At 62.8% G+C, this 13446-nt stretch carries 15 protein-coding genes; 7 read left to right on the plus strand and 8 right to left on the minus strand.

The window, feature by feature from the left end:
- Positions 1 to 9: 9 nt before the first annotated feature.
- From NKJ93_RS26025 to NKJ93_RS26050, 6 genes are all read right to left on the minus strand, one after another.
- Positions 10 to 1542 (minus strand): sugar ABC transporter ATP-binding protein, encoded by a 1533-nt coding sequence (locus NKJ93_RS26025; RefSeq protein ID WP_352591955.1) that lies wholly within the window; start codon positions 1540 to 1542, stop codon positions 10 to 12.
- Entirely contained in the window at positions 1532 to 2515 is a 984-nt protein-coding gene (locus NKJ93_RS26030; RefSeq protein ID WP_023720488.1) for an ABC transporter permease, read from the minus strand. The genes NKJ93_RS26025 and NKJ93_RS26030 overlap by 11 nt, the downstream gene beginning before the upstream one ends.
- A 128-nt stretch (positions 2516 to 2643) precedes the next feature.
- On the minus strand, positions 2644 to 3675 hold the full coding sequence (locus NKJ93_RS26035) for a sugar ABC transporter substrate-binding protein (protein WP_352591958.1): 1032 nt from the start codon (positions 3673 to 3675) through the stop codon (positions 2644 to 2646).
- A gap of 23 nt (positions 3676 to 3698) precedes the next feature.
- Positions 3699 to 4550 (minus strand): IclR family transcriptional regulator, encoded by an 852-nt coding sequence (locus NKJ93_RS26040; protein WP_352548037.1) that lies wholly within the window; start codon positions 4548 to 4550, stop codon positions 3699 to 3701.
- Positions 4550 to 5692: an extracellular solute-binding protein gene (locus NKJ93_RS26045; protein ID WP_352481455.1), complete on the minus strand. Its 1143-nt coding sequence runs from the start codon at positions 5690 to 5692 to the stop codon at positions 4550 to 4552. Before NKJ93_RS26045 ends, NKJ93_RS26040 begins: the two co-directional genes overlap by 1 nt.
- Positions 5693 to 5740: 48 nt before the next feature.
- Positions 5741 to 5932: a hypothetical protein gene (locus NKJ93_RS26050; protein ID WP_352481454.1), complete on the minus strand. Its 192-nt coding sequence runs from the start codon at positions 5930 to 5932 to the stop codon at positions 5741 to 5743.
- Between the two features lie 369 nt (positions 5933 to 6301).
- Here NKJ93_RS26050 and cyoA point away from each other — a divergent pair, with 369 nt between their 5' ends.
- The 7 genes from cyoA to NKJ93_RS26085 all read left to right on the plus strand — a co-directional run bounded on the left by cyoA (position 6302) and on the right by NKJ93_RS26085 (position 12369).
- Positions 6302 to 7219, plus strand: coding sequence for a ubiquinol oxidase subunit II (cyoA, locus tag NKJ93_RS26055; protein ID WP_352548035.1), 918 nt, complete (start codon positions 6302 to 6304; stop codon positions 7217 to 7219).
- Between the two features lie 2 nt (positions 7220 to 7221).
- Complete coding sequence (gene cyoB / locus NKJ93_RS26060; RefSeq protein ID WP_352481453.1) at positions 7222 to 9228, plus strand: cytochrome o ubiquinol oxidase subunit I; 2007 nt, start codon at positions 7222 to 7224, stop codon at positions 9226 to 9228.
- Positions 9225 to 9878, plus strand: a complete 654-nt coding sequence (gene cyoC / locus NKJ93_RS26065) for a cytochrome o ubiquinol oxidase subunit III (RefSeq protein WP_023720495.1) — start codon at positions 9225 to 9227, stop codon at positions 9876 to 9878. The genes cyoB and cyoC overlap by 4 nt, the downstream gene beginning before the upstream one ends.
- Positions 9875 to 10303, plus strand: coding sequence for a cytochrome o ubiquinol oxidase subunit IV (gene cyoD / locus NKJ93_RS26070; RefSeq protein ID WP_023720496.1), 429 nt, complete (start codon positions 9875 to 9877; stop codon positions 10301 to 10303). The genes cyoC and cyoD overlap by 4 nt, the downstream gene beginning before the upstream one ends.
- A 273-nt stretch (positions 10304 to 10576) precedes the next feature.
- The gene (locus NKJ93_RS26075) at positions 10577 to 11782 is read left to right on the plus strand and encodes a DUF3182 family protein (protein WP_352591961.1); all 1206 of its coding nucleotides are present in this window, start codon (positions 10577 to 10579) and stop codon (positions 11780 to 11782) included.
- Positions 11783 to 11791: 9 nt separating this feature from the next.
- On the plus strand, positions 11792 to 12130 hold the full coding sequence (locus NKJ93_RS26080; protein ID WP_352481452.1) for a SpoIIAA family protein: 339 nt from the start codon (positions 11792 to 11794) through the stop codon (positions 12128 to 12130).
- 23 nt (positions 12131 to 12153) lie between these two features.
- The gene (locus NKJ93_RS26085) at positions 12154 to 12369 is read left to right on the plus strand and encodes a hypothetical protein (RefSeq protein ID WP_352481451.1); all 216 of its coding nucleotides are present in this window, start codon (positions 12154 to 12156) and stop codon (positions 12367 to 12369) included.
- Positions 12370 to 12411: 42 nt separating this feature from the next.
- Here NKJ93_RS26085 and NKJ93_RS26090 read toward each other — a convergent pair whose 3' ends face one another.
- Positions 12412 to 12735 carry a hypothetical protein gene (locus tag NKJ93_RS26090; RefSeq protein ID WP_352481450.1) on the minus strand — a complete coding sequence of 108 codons (324 nt, stop codon included), beginning with the start codon at positions 12733 to 12735 and terminating at the stop codon, positions 12412 to 12414.
- 190 nt (positions 12736 to 12925) lie between these two features.
- A complete protein-coding gene (locus tag NKJ93_RS26095) occupies positions 12926 to 13363 on the minus strand; it encodes an Lrp/AsnC family transcriptional regulator (RefSeq protein WP_352495082.1) in 438 nt (145 codons plus the stop codon).
- Positions 13364 to 13446 lie beyond the last annotated feature (83 nt).

Here is a 13446-nt window from a genome sequence, read left to right on the forward strand (position 1 = left end):
CATCATCATCTATCCGATCGCCGCATTGAGGATGTTCTCCTGCGTGGCCTCGTCGCGAGGCATGATCGCGGTGAGGCGGCCTTCGCACATCACCGCGATGCGGTCGGCAAGCCCCAGCAGCTCGGGCATTTCGGACGTCATCATGACGACCGCCAATCCTTCGCCGGCGAGCCGGTCGATGAGCGCAAAAATCTCCGACTTGGCGCCGACGTCGATGCCGCGGGTCGGTTCATCGACGACGATCACCTTGAGACCGCGCATCAGCCAGCGCGAGATCAGCACTTTCTGCTGGTTGCCGCCGGACAGGTTCTTGACCTGCTGGAACAGGCTGGGCGTCCTGATGCGGAAACGGTCGACATAGTCCTGCACCGCCTTGCGTTCCCTGGCCTTGTCGACGAAGCCCATTCTGGCGAAGGCACCGAGCGAGGCGAGGCTGGCATTCTGGTAGACCGGCAGCTCGCCCATCAGCCCTTCGCTCTTGCGATCCTCGGTGAGCAGTCCGATGCCGAGCCGGACGCCGGTGTGGGTGTCGTGCGGCAGCAGCCGGCTGCCATCGACCGAAATGGCGCCGGAAGTGATCGGGTCGTAACCGACGATGGCCTTGGCGAGCTCCGTCCGGCCGGCCCCCATGAGGCCGAAGAAGCCGAGGACCTCGCCGGCATGCGCCTCGAACGATACGTCCTTCAGTTTCTTGGCGGTGCTGAGCCCTTCAACGGAAAGCGCTACCTTGCTGCCCGGCGCACTGCGCTTGCGCGGGAACAGGTTCTCGATGCGCCGGCCGATCATGTCCTGGATCAGCGTGCCGTTGGTGTGCTCGCCGATCGGCCTGGTCGAGACGTGACGGCCATCGCGCAGCACGGTAACGGTGTCGGCGATCTCGAAGACCTCGTCGAGCTTGTGGCTGACATAGAGCACCGCGATGCCGAGAGCGGCCAACCGGCGGATGACGGTGAACAGCAGCGAAACCTCGTTCGGCGTCAGCGAGGAGGTCGGCTCGTCCATCACCACGACGCGAGCTTCATGGGCGAGCGCGCGGGCGATCTCGACCATTTGCTGCTGGCTGACCGGCAGCGATCCCGTGCGCGCCGCCGGGTCGACGTTGAAGCCGATGCGCTTGAACAAGGCGGCCGCATCGGCACGGATCTTCTTCCAGTCGATCGAGCCGCCTTTGCCGGTCGGATAGCCTTCGAGGAAGATGTTTTCGGCGACGCTGAATTCGGCGATCAGCGCGATCTCCTGGAACACCACCTTGATGCCTTCCTTCAGGCTGTCGTGCGGCGACTTGATGTCGGCCTCGCGGCCGCGCAGGCGGACGGTGCCGGCATCCTTGCCATAGACCCCGGCCATGATCTTGATCAGCGTTGACTTGCCGGCCCCGTTCTCGCCCATCAGGGCGTGGATTTTGCCGGGTTCCAGGGTCAGATCGACATTGTCCAGCGCCATCACGCCGGGAAAGCGCTTGCCGATGCCGCGCATCTCCAGCGCCGGCACGCTTTTATCGACGGCCGCGGTTTTGCCGGGGTGAAGGAAGTCAACCGACATTGGCTCTGTTCCGGACGATGTCGAGATAGGTCGCCAGGATGATGACGATGCCCGGCACCACCATCTGCAGGTCCTGGTTCCAGCCGAGGATGATGATGCCGTTGTCGATGACCTTCAGCACCAGCACCCCCAGCAACGTGCCGAGCAGCGAGCCGCGGCCGCCAAGCAGGCTGGTGCCGCCGAGGATGACGGCGGCAATCACAGTCAGCTCGAAGCCGCGGCCGGCGGTCGGCTGGCCGGCATTCATCAGCGACGACAGGATCATGCCGGCAATGCCGACGCAAAGGCCGGTGACGACGAAGGCGAACAGCTTCAGGCGTTGCGAGCGCACGCCGGAGAGGCGGACCGCCCGCTCATTGGCGCCGACCGCGTAAAGATAACGGCCGAGCGTGGTGAAGCGCAGCGTTGCCGCGGCTAGGGCGAAAATCAGCGCGGCAATCACCACCGGCAGCGGGATCGCGCCGATATAGCCGGCGCCGAGATCGGTGAAGCTTGCAAGCCGGTGGTGGTTCTGCACCGCTTCGCGGGTGAACAGATAGACGCCGCCCTGCAGCATCATCATGGTGCCGATGGTGGCGATCAGCGAGTTCACCTTGAGCCTGGTGACAACCAGCCCGTTGAACAGGCCGACCGCACCGGAAAAGGCGAGCGCCGCCAGCAGGCCGAGCGTCAGGCTGTGCGTTGAATTGAGTACGGCCATGCCGATGCAGCCGACAAAGGCCAGCGACGCACCGACCGACAGGTCGACTTCCGCGGTGATGATCAGCATCGTCATGCCCGAGGCGACGATCAGCACCAGCGCGCATTGGCGCAGGATGGCGATGATGTTGGCCTCGGAATAGAATTGCGGCGCCGCAATCGAAATGGCGATGCAGAGCACGGCCAGGATCACGCCGAGCACCAGCTGGCTGCTGCCCAGCAGCTGGCCGCCGATGAAACGCCTTGGCGCGGAGGATTGCGTAAGCTCGCTCATGTCCATTTCATTTTCGGGCAGCGTCGCCGTTTGGAACTTGCCGGCCAAAACAGGGCGGTTGACCTGTTTTCCCGTCTGCATCCGGTCCGATGCCCTTCCCGCCGCGCGGGAAGGGCTACCCGGAATCCTTACTTCTTCAGGTCGGCGGAAGTTTTCATGCATTTTTCCGGTGGCTGAAGCGCATTGACGGCATCCCATTTGATCGTTCGTGTGGTGCCGTCGTAGTCGTAGAACTTCTTCCAGTCGTCGCCGTTCATCGGCGCGGTCGGGCTGACGATGTGTTCCGGCACCTCTTCGCCGTTGAAGAGCTTAACCGCTGCATCGATGGCGGTGTAGCCTTCCTTTTCCGGGAACATCGCGGCTTCGATGCGATAGGACGGCTCGTTCTGCATGGCATTGATGAAGGCAAGGCCTTCGCCGCCGGTGCCGACCGTTAACAGGCCATCCTGCGACTTGCCGGCCGCTTTCCAGGCCTGAAGGCCGCCGAGCGACGAGGAATCGTTGATGCCGTAGATGATGTTGATGTCGGCGTTCTTGGCAAGTGCCGCCGAAGAGACTTCGAGCGCGCGGTCCGGATTGCCGCCGCCGTCGAGGTCGTGGACCATGACCGCGTCGGGGACGATGGTCTTGAGGCCGTCCATGAAACCCTGCGAACGCAGCACCGTGGCGGACAGCAGCGGCAGGCCGACATTCATCACCTTGGCTTTGCCTTCGAGCTTTTCCTTGGCGTATTTGCCGGCTTCAACGCCGGCGGTGTAGCCGGTGTCGTAGTCGCAGATCGCGACCATGGTGGTCATGCCCTTGACCGGATTGCCTTCGAGCACGACCGGAACGTTGTTGGATTTCGCCTGGCGCAGCAGCGGCACGACGCCTTCCTCGTTGACGGGCGTGATGATCAGGACGTCAACGCCCTTGGCCATGAAATCTTCGGCGGCGGAGACCTCCTTGGCAACGTCCAGATTGGCGTCCTGCACCTCGAGCTCGATACCGAGTTCCTTGGCGCGGGACTGCATGCCCTTGATAACGTTCTGATACCATTCATGCGTGGCGTAGTTGGTGACGTAGCCGATGCGCTTCGGCATGTTTTCGGCGTGTGCCGCGGCGGCGCTCAGAGCCAGCGCGGCCGCCGAGGCAAACAGCATTGATTTGGACCAGTTCATGTTTCTTCTCCCTGTATTTCTTGTCAGTTGCTGAACGGATAGTCCCGCCGTTCCGGGTCGGCACGTGAAGGGTAGGCAGCTTCACCCGCGCCCAGCGCCGCCGATATCGTCTCGGCGGCCGCCTTAGTCCGTTCAAAGACGGTCTTGCGATCGAAGCGGGCGGCCTTTTGCGGCAGGAACGGGACTGTGAGCGCGGCAATGACCGCGCCGGTATGGTCGCGCACCGGCATCGAGATGTTGGTGCAGCCCTCGACAGCCAGCGAGGCGCGCATTTCATAGCCGAGCCTTGCGACGTCGTTCAGCCGCGCTTCGATTTCCGCCCGGCTGCCTTGGCCTTCGCCCGCAGCGACGATCCGTTCGACGATGCGGTCGCGCTCGGCGCGGCTCGAATGCGCCAGCAGCACCGCGCCGGAGCTCGTTTCGAGGATCGGGAAATGTGAGCCGAGGGCAACCGAATAACGCATCGGCAAAGGCGAATCGATCTGCAGCACGACCAGCGCGCTCTCGCCTTCGCGCACGACCAGATGGCAGCTCTGATCGGCATTGGCGGCGAGGCCACGCATTACCGGCAGCGCGCATTCAACCAGGCGGTTTACCGGCGGATGCATATGCGCCAGCTCGAATAGCTTCAGCGACAGGCGGAAGCGGTCCGATTGCGTCCGGAAAATGTAGCCGCGCTTCTCCAGCAGCAGCAGGATGCGGTAGATCTCGTGAATGGAGCGCCCCATTCCGGTGGCGATCTCTGTCTGGGTCAGCGGCTCGCCGCTGGCAGCCATGAATTCCAGGATATCGAGCGCCTTCTCCACAGCGGGCACGCGGTAGCCGTTGCGGCCGCTTTCGCCTTCGTCGACGATCTGGGCAATATCGGCGGCCATTACGCGACGCTCCGTTGCGGCTGGCCATGCCTGGTCTCGCGATAGAGCCGGTTCAGCCGATCCGCGAGCTCGGCCGCCGGCAATTCGCCGGCGATGGCCGCGGCAGCATGAGGGGCGCATTGGCGGAAGAAGCTGATGAAGCCCGTATGGGTCGGGCGCAGATAGGAGGCTTCGATCGTCGCCAGCGTCGAGGCGAAGAAGCCGCCCGAGAGCGCGTTGACCTCGGCATCCTGCCACGCCGCCAGCGATCCCGGCTGTCCGCCGGATTTCACATAGTCGCCGCGCTGATAGCCGGGCGAGCACAGAAACAGCGCGTAATCGATGGCTGCCTGCTTGTGTTTCGATTGGGCGCTGACGCCGACGCCGGCGCCGCCGAGCAAGGCGCCGGCGGATCGCGGCGTCGGCACATCGGCGAAGCGCAGATACGGCCTGTCTGCCTTGAAGGCATAGTTCACATAGCCGAAGGCGAACGGCACGTAGACCACATCGTCATGCGCGATCATATGATCGTAGCAGCGGATCGGGTTCCATTTCGGCGAGTCCGGATGCGACAGCGCCGCAAGCTGGCGCAATTGCCCAACGGCCTGCTCGATTTTTTCCCTGGCAATGAACTCGTCGCCGTCTTCCCGCGGTTCGCCCAGCGTCAAAAGCAGGCACATGGCGTCAGTCGGCACCAACGGCAGCCCAAGCCATTTGCCGTCCTTCAAGGCGCGCCGGCCGAGCTCCAGCACCTCGTCATGGCTGCGCGGCAGCGGCCCGTAGCGCTCCAAGAGATCGGGGCGATACGAGGCAACCTGGCAGGCAGCATCGATCGGCAACGCCCATTGGCGCCCGTCCCTTGCGTAGGATTGCCAGGATGCGCCGACCGAATCCCATTCGAAGCCGCGGCGCTGCTCAGCCGACAAATCGAACGGCACCATCAGCCCGCCTTCGGCAATATCGCCGATGAACGGATGGTCGAACACGACAAGATCATAGGCGCCGAGCACCGGACCAAGCGCGCCCTCGCCGAACTCGTAGAGGCTGCGGCGGTCCCATTCGATCTCAAGACCGGGATTGGCGGCACAATACGGCCCGATGCTGGCGTCGAGCGGACCCCAGCAGCGTCGGTGATCCCACGCGAGACCGCGCAGTCTTGTCATGCCCGAAATTCCTCCCTGAACCACCCAGCCGATTAGTAGCAACTATTTTCACCTAGACAAGTAATTTTTACATACGCAAAACCAGTCTCGACTTCGTTTGGCAGGGAAACCGCCCCAACCGCCGCTGGTGCGCATCGCATTGTCGCCGGCCTTCAACCAAAGGCTGCGACGGGTCTGGCTTTTTGGAACTTTCGCGACGAACATACGTTCGGTTGGCGCAACCATCTTGAGCAGCATCATTGGGCAGCGTCACTGGATTCAGCGCCGAGTCGTAGGGAGCGGACGAAATGGCCCAACTGTGGGCGCGGCCATGAACCGGTTTGCCGCCTTGGCATTCGCCACGTTTCTGGCGATAACTTCGATCTGGGTACTGTTTCTGGTTTCTTAAGATTTGGCTTTGGTTGCGTGGGATTTGCCGCTGGTTTGTTAGGATTTGGAGGGGTTCTCGACAGGTTGACCGCTTAACGACATCCACGGCATGTGGTTCTGCCAGCCGGAGCCGCGTGCGTGAAGAAACTGTCGCCAGGAGCACACCGGCGCGCACATTCGGGGTTGGCAGCCACGCTGCCTGCAACGTTCCAATCGGTTTTCAGGAAACGGCGAGATCTCATGTTGCCGAGGGCGATCGTTCGAAACTGTGCCGTTCTTGGCCGCGTCGGCGCGACGACGCTACTTGCCGGGCTGCTTGCCGGCTGCCAGGGCGGCGTGCTCGACCCTCACGGGCCAGTCGGCGCGGCGCAGCGCACGATCCTGCTCAATTCGGTTGCCATCATGCTGGCCATCGTCATCCCGACGATCGTGGCGACGCTCGGCTTTGCCTGGTGGTTCCGGGAAACCAACACAAGAGCGCGGTATCTGCCGGAATGGGCCTATTCCGGACGCATCGAACTGGTGGTCTGGTCGATCCCCATCCTCGTCATCCTGTTTCTGAGCGGCATCATCTGGATCGGGTCGCATGACCTCGATCCAATGAAGCCGCTGGATTCCCAGCAACAGCCGCTTGAGGTGCAGGTCGTCTCGCTCGACTGGAAATGGCTGTTCATCTACCCCGAGCAGAATGTCGCGAGCATCAACCGGCTCGTGGTGCCGGCGGGCAGGCCGGTGCATTTCTCGCTTACCTCGGCAAGTGTCATGAATGCGTTCTTCGTGCCTCAGCTCGGCGGCATGATCTACACGATGAACGGCATGACGACGCAGCTTCACCTGCAGGCGGATCAGCAGGGCGAATTTTATGGGCGGTCGGCCCACTTCAGCGGCGACGGTTTTCCAGGCATGCAATTCGTGCTGCATGCTGTCGCGGTCGACGCCTTCGACGCGTTCGTCAATTCGGCGCGAAGCCAAGGACAGGCACTCGACAGGGCCAGCTACCAGGAACTGGCCAGACAGAGCCTGGACGTGCCGCCTTCGACCTATCGCTCGGTCGAGCCGGACCTTTTCCATGAAATCGCGACGCAGGGCGTTCCGCCCGCGCCCGGCCCCCAGGCCGGTCGCCCCGAGCCGAGCGTATCGCCCAAGACAGGAGGCTGACAATGCTCGGAAAATTGAGCTGGGACGTCATCCCGTTCGATCAGCCTCTGCCGATGATCGCCTCGGCGGTCGTCGCCCTGGCAATCCTCGGTGTGCTGGCCTGGGTCTTCCTGGCCGGCCATTTCCCCTATCTGTGGCGCGAATGGATCACCAGCGTCGATCACAAGCGGATTGGCGTGATGTACACGCTGCTGGCGCTGCTGATGCTGCTGCGCGGCTTCAGCGACGCCATCATGATGCGGTCCCAGCAGGCCCTCGCCTTCCAGGCGCCCGGCTATCTGCCGCCCGACCACTTCAACCAGGTCTTTTCCGCCCACGGCACCATCATGATCTTTTTCGGGGCGATGCCGTTCGTCATCGGCCTGATGAACCTGGTCGTGCCGCTGCAGCTCGGCGTCCGCGACGTTGCCTTTCCAACGCTCAACTCGGTGAGTTTCTGGCTCACCGCCACCGGTGCGCTGCTGGTCAACATCTCGCTGGTGATCGGCGAATTCGCGCGCACCGGATGGCTGCCCTATCCGCCGCTCAGCGAGACCGCCTACTCGCCGGGCGTCGGCGTCGATTATTATCTGTGGGCAGTGCAGATAGCGGGCGTCGGAACGCTGCTCACCGGCATCAATTTCGTCACCACGATCCTGAAGATGCGGGCGCCCGGCATGAGTTACCTCAGGATGTCGATGTTCTGCTGGACCTCACTCGCCGCCAGCTTGCTCATCGTCGCCGCGTTCCCGGTCCTCACCGCGACGCTCGCGATGCTGACGCTCGACCGCTATTTCGGCTTTCATTTCTTCACCAATGAAGCCGGCGGCAACATGCTGATGTTCGTGAACCTGATCTGGGCCTGGGGCCATCCCGAGGTCTACATCCTCGTCCTGCCGGCGTTCGGCATCTTCTCGGAGGTTATCTCCACGTTCTCCAGCAAGCCGCTGTTCGGCTACCGCTCGATGGTGGCCGCGACGCTCTTCATCTGCATCGTCTCCTTCATGGTGTGGCTGCACCACTTCTTCACCATGGGAGCCGGCGCCGACGTCAACGCCGCGTTCGGCATCGCCACCAGCATTATCGCTGTCGGTACCGGCGTGAAGATCTACAACTGGATGTTCACCATGTATGGCGGCCGCATCCGCTTCGCGACGCCAATGCTGTGGTCGCTGGGCTTCATGGTGACGTTCGTCATCGGCGGCATGACGGGCGTGTTGCTGGCCGTGCCGCCGGCCGATTTCCTGCTCCACAACAGCCTGTTCCTGGTGGCGCATTTCCATAACGTCATCATCGGCGGTGTGCTGTTCGGCGCCTTCGCGGGATATACCTACTGGTTTCCCAAGGCATTCGGATTCCGGCTGCACGAGGGCTGGGGCAAGCTGGCCTTCTGGCTGACGCTGATCGGCTTCTACGCCACCTTCGTGCCGCTCTACACCGTCGGCCTGCTCGGCATGACCCGCCGCATGCAGCATTTCGACGTGCCGGCCTGGTATCCCTGGGTGCTGGTTGCCGGCGCCGGCATGTTAATCACCACCGCCGGCGTGGTCGCCCAGATCATTCAGCTCGTCGTCAGCATCCGACAGCGCGCGGCGCTTCGCGATGTCACCGGGGATCCCTGGGACGGCCGTTCGTTGGAATGGGCCACACCCTCGCCGCCGCCGGTCTTCAACTTCGCCGCGCTTCCGCATGTCGAGGGCGAAGAGCCCTACTGGAGCATCAAGCAGCGGGCACGCGAGCAAAACCGGCTGCGCGACGAGCCTGAATACGAGCCGATCGAGATGCCGCGCAACAGTCCCACCGGGTTCATCTGCGCCTTCTTTGCGACCGTGATGGGTTTCGCCCTCATCTGGCACATCTGGTGGATGGTGGCGCTCGGCGCGCTCGGTGCTTTCGCCACCTTCGTCGTATTCGCGTGGCGCGACATACCCGAATACGTCATTCCTGCCGCCGAAGTCGCCCGGATCGACCGCGCCAACCGAAGTGCCCGCCGCGAGGCGCTGGCCACGTATACGGGGCCAAGGCCATGACCGCGATCGACGTTCGAGAGCGTGACCCCTACCACCTCGGCCATCGCGGGCACGGCCATGCCCCCGGCCATGGCGACGGCGGACCGGCACCGATCCGGATCGTCGTCGGCTACGGCTTCTGGATCTTCCTTCTGAGCGACATCGTGATGTTCTCGGCCTTCTTTGCGGCCTACGCTGTGCTGGCGGGCAAGACGGCGGGCGGACCAAGCGGAGCCGAGCTGTTCGACCTGCGCAACGTCGCGATCGAGACGGCGGCCCTGCTGTTGTCGAGCTTTACCTGCGGTCTCGCCAGCCTCGCCGTGACCGCGCGGCGAAGCTCCTGGTTCTATGTTGCGATGGCTCTCACTTTCGTGCTCGGCGCCAGCTTCATCCTGCTCGAGCTGCGCGAGTTCGCGCATATGATTGCCCGCGATGCCGGACCGACGCGCAGTGCTTTCCTGTCGGCGTTCTTCACGCTGGTGGGATGCCATGGCCTGCACGTGACGGCGGGGCTGCTGTGGCTGCTCACGATGATGGCGCAGATCTTCGCCAAGGGATTCCGCGACGATATTCTTCGGCGTTTCATGTGCTTCAGCCTGTTCTGGCACGCCCTCGACATCATCTGGGTCGCCCTGTTCACGGTGGTCTATCTCCTGGGAGCAAGTCGATGAGCAATGCTGACGACCGCCATGCGCAAAGGCGCGACACCGATGGCCTGGAGCGCTACGACATCGATACGGCGCCGGGTGACGAATACCTCGGCGACGCCGAGGTCGGATCCGGGTTACGCGGCTATGTGATCGGCCTCGGGCTGGCAACGCTGTTGACCATCGCCTCGTTCTGGTTGCTCGGAACCAACCTTATATGGGCACCGGGCATCCCGGTGGCGCTGATTGTGCTGGCGATCGCGCAGATGGGCGTGCATCTCGTCTTCTTCCTGCATATCACGACGGGGCCGGACAACACCAACAACGCCCTGGCGCTTGCCTTCGGCGTGCTGATCGTCGTCCTGGTGATCGGCGGCTCGATCTGGATCATGGCCAACCTCGACCACAATTTGATGCCGACGAATGCGATCATGAACATGAACCGCTAGTGACAGTTCCGGCCGTTGGCCGCAGTTCATGCGACAGCCAGCTCGGTCTCAAGCCCGTTCGAATGTGTCGACGACCTCGGCCGCTCCCAGGGCGCGGGGCGCGGCCTCCTTGAGCACATCCATCACCCTGTCTGAGGCTCCCGCATAAAAACCATGAGCCGCCGATGTTCCGATCGCCGCAACTCGGTCAAACCGGATAGCGCGCCGTTGCCCGGAACATTCGCCGAGGAAGCGGGTTTTTCGGTTCGGACGCATCGCCGCGGAATAACGGCAATGGGCCCGGCAATGGACGAAGGGCGGCGCGACATGACCGGGCTAAGCGGCACACAATCGGGCGGAGCAAAAGGTGTTGTGGTCGCGTTCTCCGCGCCGGGCGGCGAGACCATCTATGCCCACGAATGGGAGACCGTCGCTGCCGTCGCGCGCACGATTGCGGCGTTGAAGGGATTTTCCTTCCGCCAGGGCCTGCGTGACTGGGGCGGTGACAACGGCGGGCTGTATTTCGTGCCGGACGACAGCCTGCTTGCCGCCGATGCGGTCCAACTGGGCATCAACGGGCCCGACGACCTCTTCGGCGGTGTGGTGCCCTGGCGCCTCGCAACCACCAAGGCCATAACCCACGAGCTGGTGGACGGGTCGGCGGCACGGCCAAAAGATTGGCCAACCGGCTTCGGCAGCGCCGTCGGCGCGGCCGTACTGCCAGGCTACACCGCATTTTCACGCGATGACGCGCTGCGCGCAGCGGAACGTCTGCTGCAGCTCGGGCTGGTCCGGTTCAAGCCACCGCGCGCTTCGCGGGGCCGCGACCAGCACACCGCCGCGACGGTCGCCGATATCGAAAGGCTGCTGGAACGATATCCATCCTCCGACCTAAGCGAATACGGGCTTGTTCTCGAAACGGAGCTTCGCGACATTGTCACGCTGAGCATTGGCAGAACCGCGATCGACGGAACATCGGTCAGCTATTACGGCGTGCAGCGGATGACCGCCGACAATGCCGGACAGCCCGTTTACGGCGGATCCGATCTGGTCGTCGTGCGCGGCGGATGGGAAGCGCTCGACAGGCTGCAGCTGTCTCCGGCGCTGACTTTGGCTGTGGCGCAGGCGAGGACCTACGACGCGGCGATGCTTGGCCATCCCGGATTTTTCGCCTCGAGGCGCAACTACGACATCGGCCAAGGTGTCGATTCCTCGGGCATCTGGCGATCGGGTGTGCTGGAAGCCAGCTGGCGGATCGGCGGCAGCAGCACGGCAGAGCTTGCGTCAATGGAGGCCATGACGCGTGACCCCGACGTACAGCTCGTGCATGCGTGCGCGGTCAAGCAATTCGGCAACACCGCGCAGATGCCGCTGAATGCAGAAATCCACTTCCACGGAGAGGACCCCGTGGAGGGCCAAATCACGCGTTATACCGTCGTCACGCAGGCGATCCGAGGACCGGTCAGGAAGCCAGCCGATCGTCATTTTAGGTCGAAGTGAAACACGCTTTTGGCAGGGAACATCCGCGAATGGCCCGAGTTTGTTTCAGGCAGCCAGCCAATCCCGGCCATCGAAGCGAAACTGAGCGACCACAAGGACATCGGCGTCCTGACTGACCTTACCGATTTCGAAGACATGACGGCTGGCGCCTTACGGCGCGACCTGCAGTATGGGCTGAGCAAACTCCGCGAGCTCCACCGCTTCAAACGTGCCGCCGTGATTTCCGACAAGCAGTGGATCAAGGCAGCCACGGAAATGACGGACGCGCTGTTTCCGCAACTCGAGGCGCGGGTGTTCCCGGAAGACGAAAAGGCTCAGGCCCTGAAATGGGTAGCGGCCGTACAATAGCGGCGTTGCCTGGAGGAGTGGCCATGCCCTACGACAAACGACAGGATCCGGAAGGCCTCTGGGAGGTCTATGACAGCGAGAGCGACGAAGCCGTCGTGGTCGGCGGGTTGCCGCTTTCCGGTCTCGACGAGAGCGAAGCCGGTGAAGCGATTGAAAAGCTCAATCGGGGCGAGCTGACGTCGGACAACATCCCCGAGACGGTTCGGTCAGGGTGGCCTCCGACCAAGGACGGATTGTGATGACAACCGGACGGACGTCACCGAGGACGACCGGTCGCGGATCTACGGCGAGGCCTTGACGCCTAACGCGCGGGCCTTGTCCTCGAAGTCGTCGCGAATGTCCTCGATCGTCGGCAGATGCAGGCGTCGCAGCTGGGCGTGCAACTTTTTGGCAGCGTCGGAATTCAGGTCGCGCTTGAAATTGGTCGCGACCTCCTCAGCCGAGCCGTAACGGCGATAGCGCTCGATCTCGGTCTTCGTGGCCTGCTGAACATGTTCGAGCATCTTGCGCTCGGCATCGGATTTTCCGTCGGGTTTGGCCCGCATGACCGGATTGAAGGCTTTGCTGATAACGAATTCGACGAGTTCTTGCTGGGCGTGAGCCATGCTTGTTCTCCCTCGAAGAAGGCCTGTGTGGGCTTGGAACGGTTTCGCGGAAACGCCGAACCGCTCAATCTTTTTGTTTTGACGCAATTCCGAACGGAAAATCGTTCCACGCTTTTCCTGGAATTGCTCTAACCGCGGCAGCAATTGAAGGTTCCGTAGCTTCGTTACCGCTACAGGTCACGGGCGAAGGTCACAGCCGCGCTTTGGTGGTGCGCGGCGTTGCCAGGAGCAGGCTTGTTTCGCTGCCGGTAATTCCGGGGATCAGGCGGATACGTCTCAGCACCGCATCGAACTCGCTCAGCGTCTGGGTTCCGAGTTCTATCACCAGATCCCAACGGCCATTGGTGGTGTGGATCGTCGAGACCTCGGAGAAGCCGCCCAGCGCCCGGATGACGCGATCTGCGGCATGGCCTTCGATTTCGATCATCATGATGCCACGCACCCGCTGATCGACCGCGTCGGCGCGTAGAATGACGGTGTAGCCGACGATGCCGCCTCCTCTTTCAAGTCGCTCGATCCGGGACCTTACCGTTGCCCGGGAGACACCCAGGCTAACGGCAAGGTCGGAAATGCTGCGCCGGGCGTCATGCCGCAAAGAGGTGATGATCTGCTCGTCGAGCCGGTCCATGATTGCTCACAACGGAAGTAGATGCTGCCACTATGGTAAGGCACTTCGACAAATTTGCCAATTTGATATGTTCATTCTGCCAG

The organism is Mesorhizobium sp. M0028 (genome assembly GCF_040323855.1).
In the GTDB taxonomy this organism is placed as follows: domain Bacteria; phylum Pseudomonadota; class Alphaproteobacteria; order Rhizobiales; family Rhizobiaceae; genus Mesorhizobium.

What these genes read in the sequence shown, in the direction of transcription:
- cyoC (WP_023720495.1), top strand. Translation starts at nt 9,225, where the DNA reads ATGACCGCGATCGACGTTCGAGAGCGTGACCCCTACCACCTCGGCCAT.
- cyoB (WP_352481453.1), top strand. Translation starts at nt 7,222, where the DNA reads ATGCTCGGAAAATTGAGCTGGGACGTCATCCCGTTCGATCAGCCTCTG.
- NKJ93_RS26025 (WP_352591955.1), bottom strand. Translation starts at nt 1,542, where the DNA reads ATGTCGGTTGACTTCCTTCACCCCGGCAAAACCGCGGCCGTCGATAAA.
- NKJ93_RS26045 (WP_352481455.1), bottom strand. Translation starts at nt 5,692, where the DNA reads ATGACAAGACTGCGCGGTCTCGCGTGGGATCACCGACGCTGCTGGGGT.
- NKJ93_RS26050 (WP_352481454.1), bottom strand. Translation starts at nt 5,932, where the DNA reads ATGATGCTGCTCAAGATGGTTGCGCCAACCGAACGTATGTTCGTCGCG.
- NKJ93_RS26095 (WP_352495082.1), bottom strand. Translation starts at nt 13,363, where the DNA reads ATGGACCGGCTCGACGAGCAGATCATCACCTCTTTGCGGCATGACGCC.
- cyoA (WP_352548035.1), top strand. Translation starts at nt 6,302, where the DNA reads ATGTTGCCGAGGGCGATCGTTCGAAACTGTGCCGTTCTTGGCCGCGTC.
- NKJ93_RS26085 (WP_352481451.1), top strand. Translation starts at nt 12,154, where the DNA reads ATGCCCTACGACAAACGACAGGATCCGGAAGGCCTCTGGGAGGTCTAT.
- NKJ93_RS26090 (WP_352481450.1), bottom strand. Translation starts at nt 12,735, where the DNA reads ATGGCTCACGCCCAGCAAGAACTCGTCGAATTCGTTATCAGCAAAGCC.
- NKJ93_RS26035 (WP_352591958.1), bottom strand. Translation starts at nt 3,675, where the DNA reads ATGAACTGGTCCAAATCAATGCTGTTTGCCTCGGCGGCCGCGCTGGCT.
- cyoD (WP_023720496.1), top strand. Translation starts at nt 9,875, where the DNA reads ATGAGCAATGCTGACGACCGCCATGCGCAAAGGCGCGACACCGATGGC.
- NKJ93_RS26075 (WP_352591961.1), top strand. Translation starts at nt 10,577, where the DNA reads ATGGGCCCGGCAATGGACGAAGGGCGGCGCGACATGACCGGGCTAAGC.
- NKJ93_RS26030 (WP_023720488.1), bottom strand. Translation starts at nt 2,515, where the DNA reads ATGAGCGAGCTTACGCAATCCTCCGCGCCAAGGCGTTTCATCGGCGGC.
- NKJ93_RS26040 (WP_352548037.1), bottom strand. Translation starts at nt 4,550, where the DNA reads ATGGCCGCCGATATTGCCCAGATCGTCGACGAAGGCGAAAGCGGCCGC.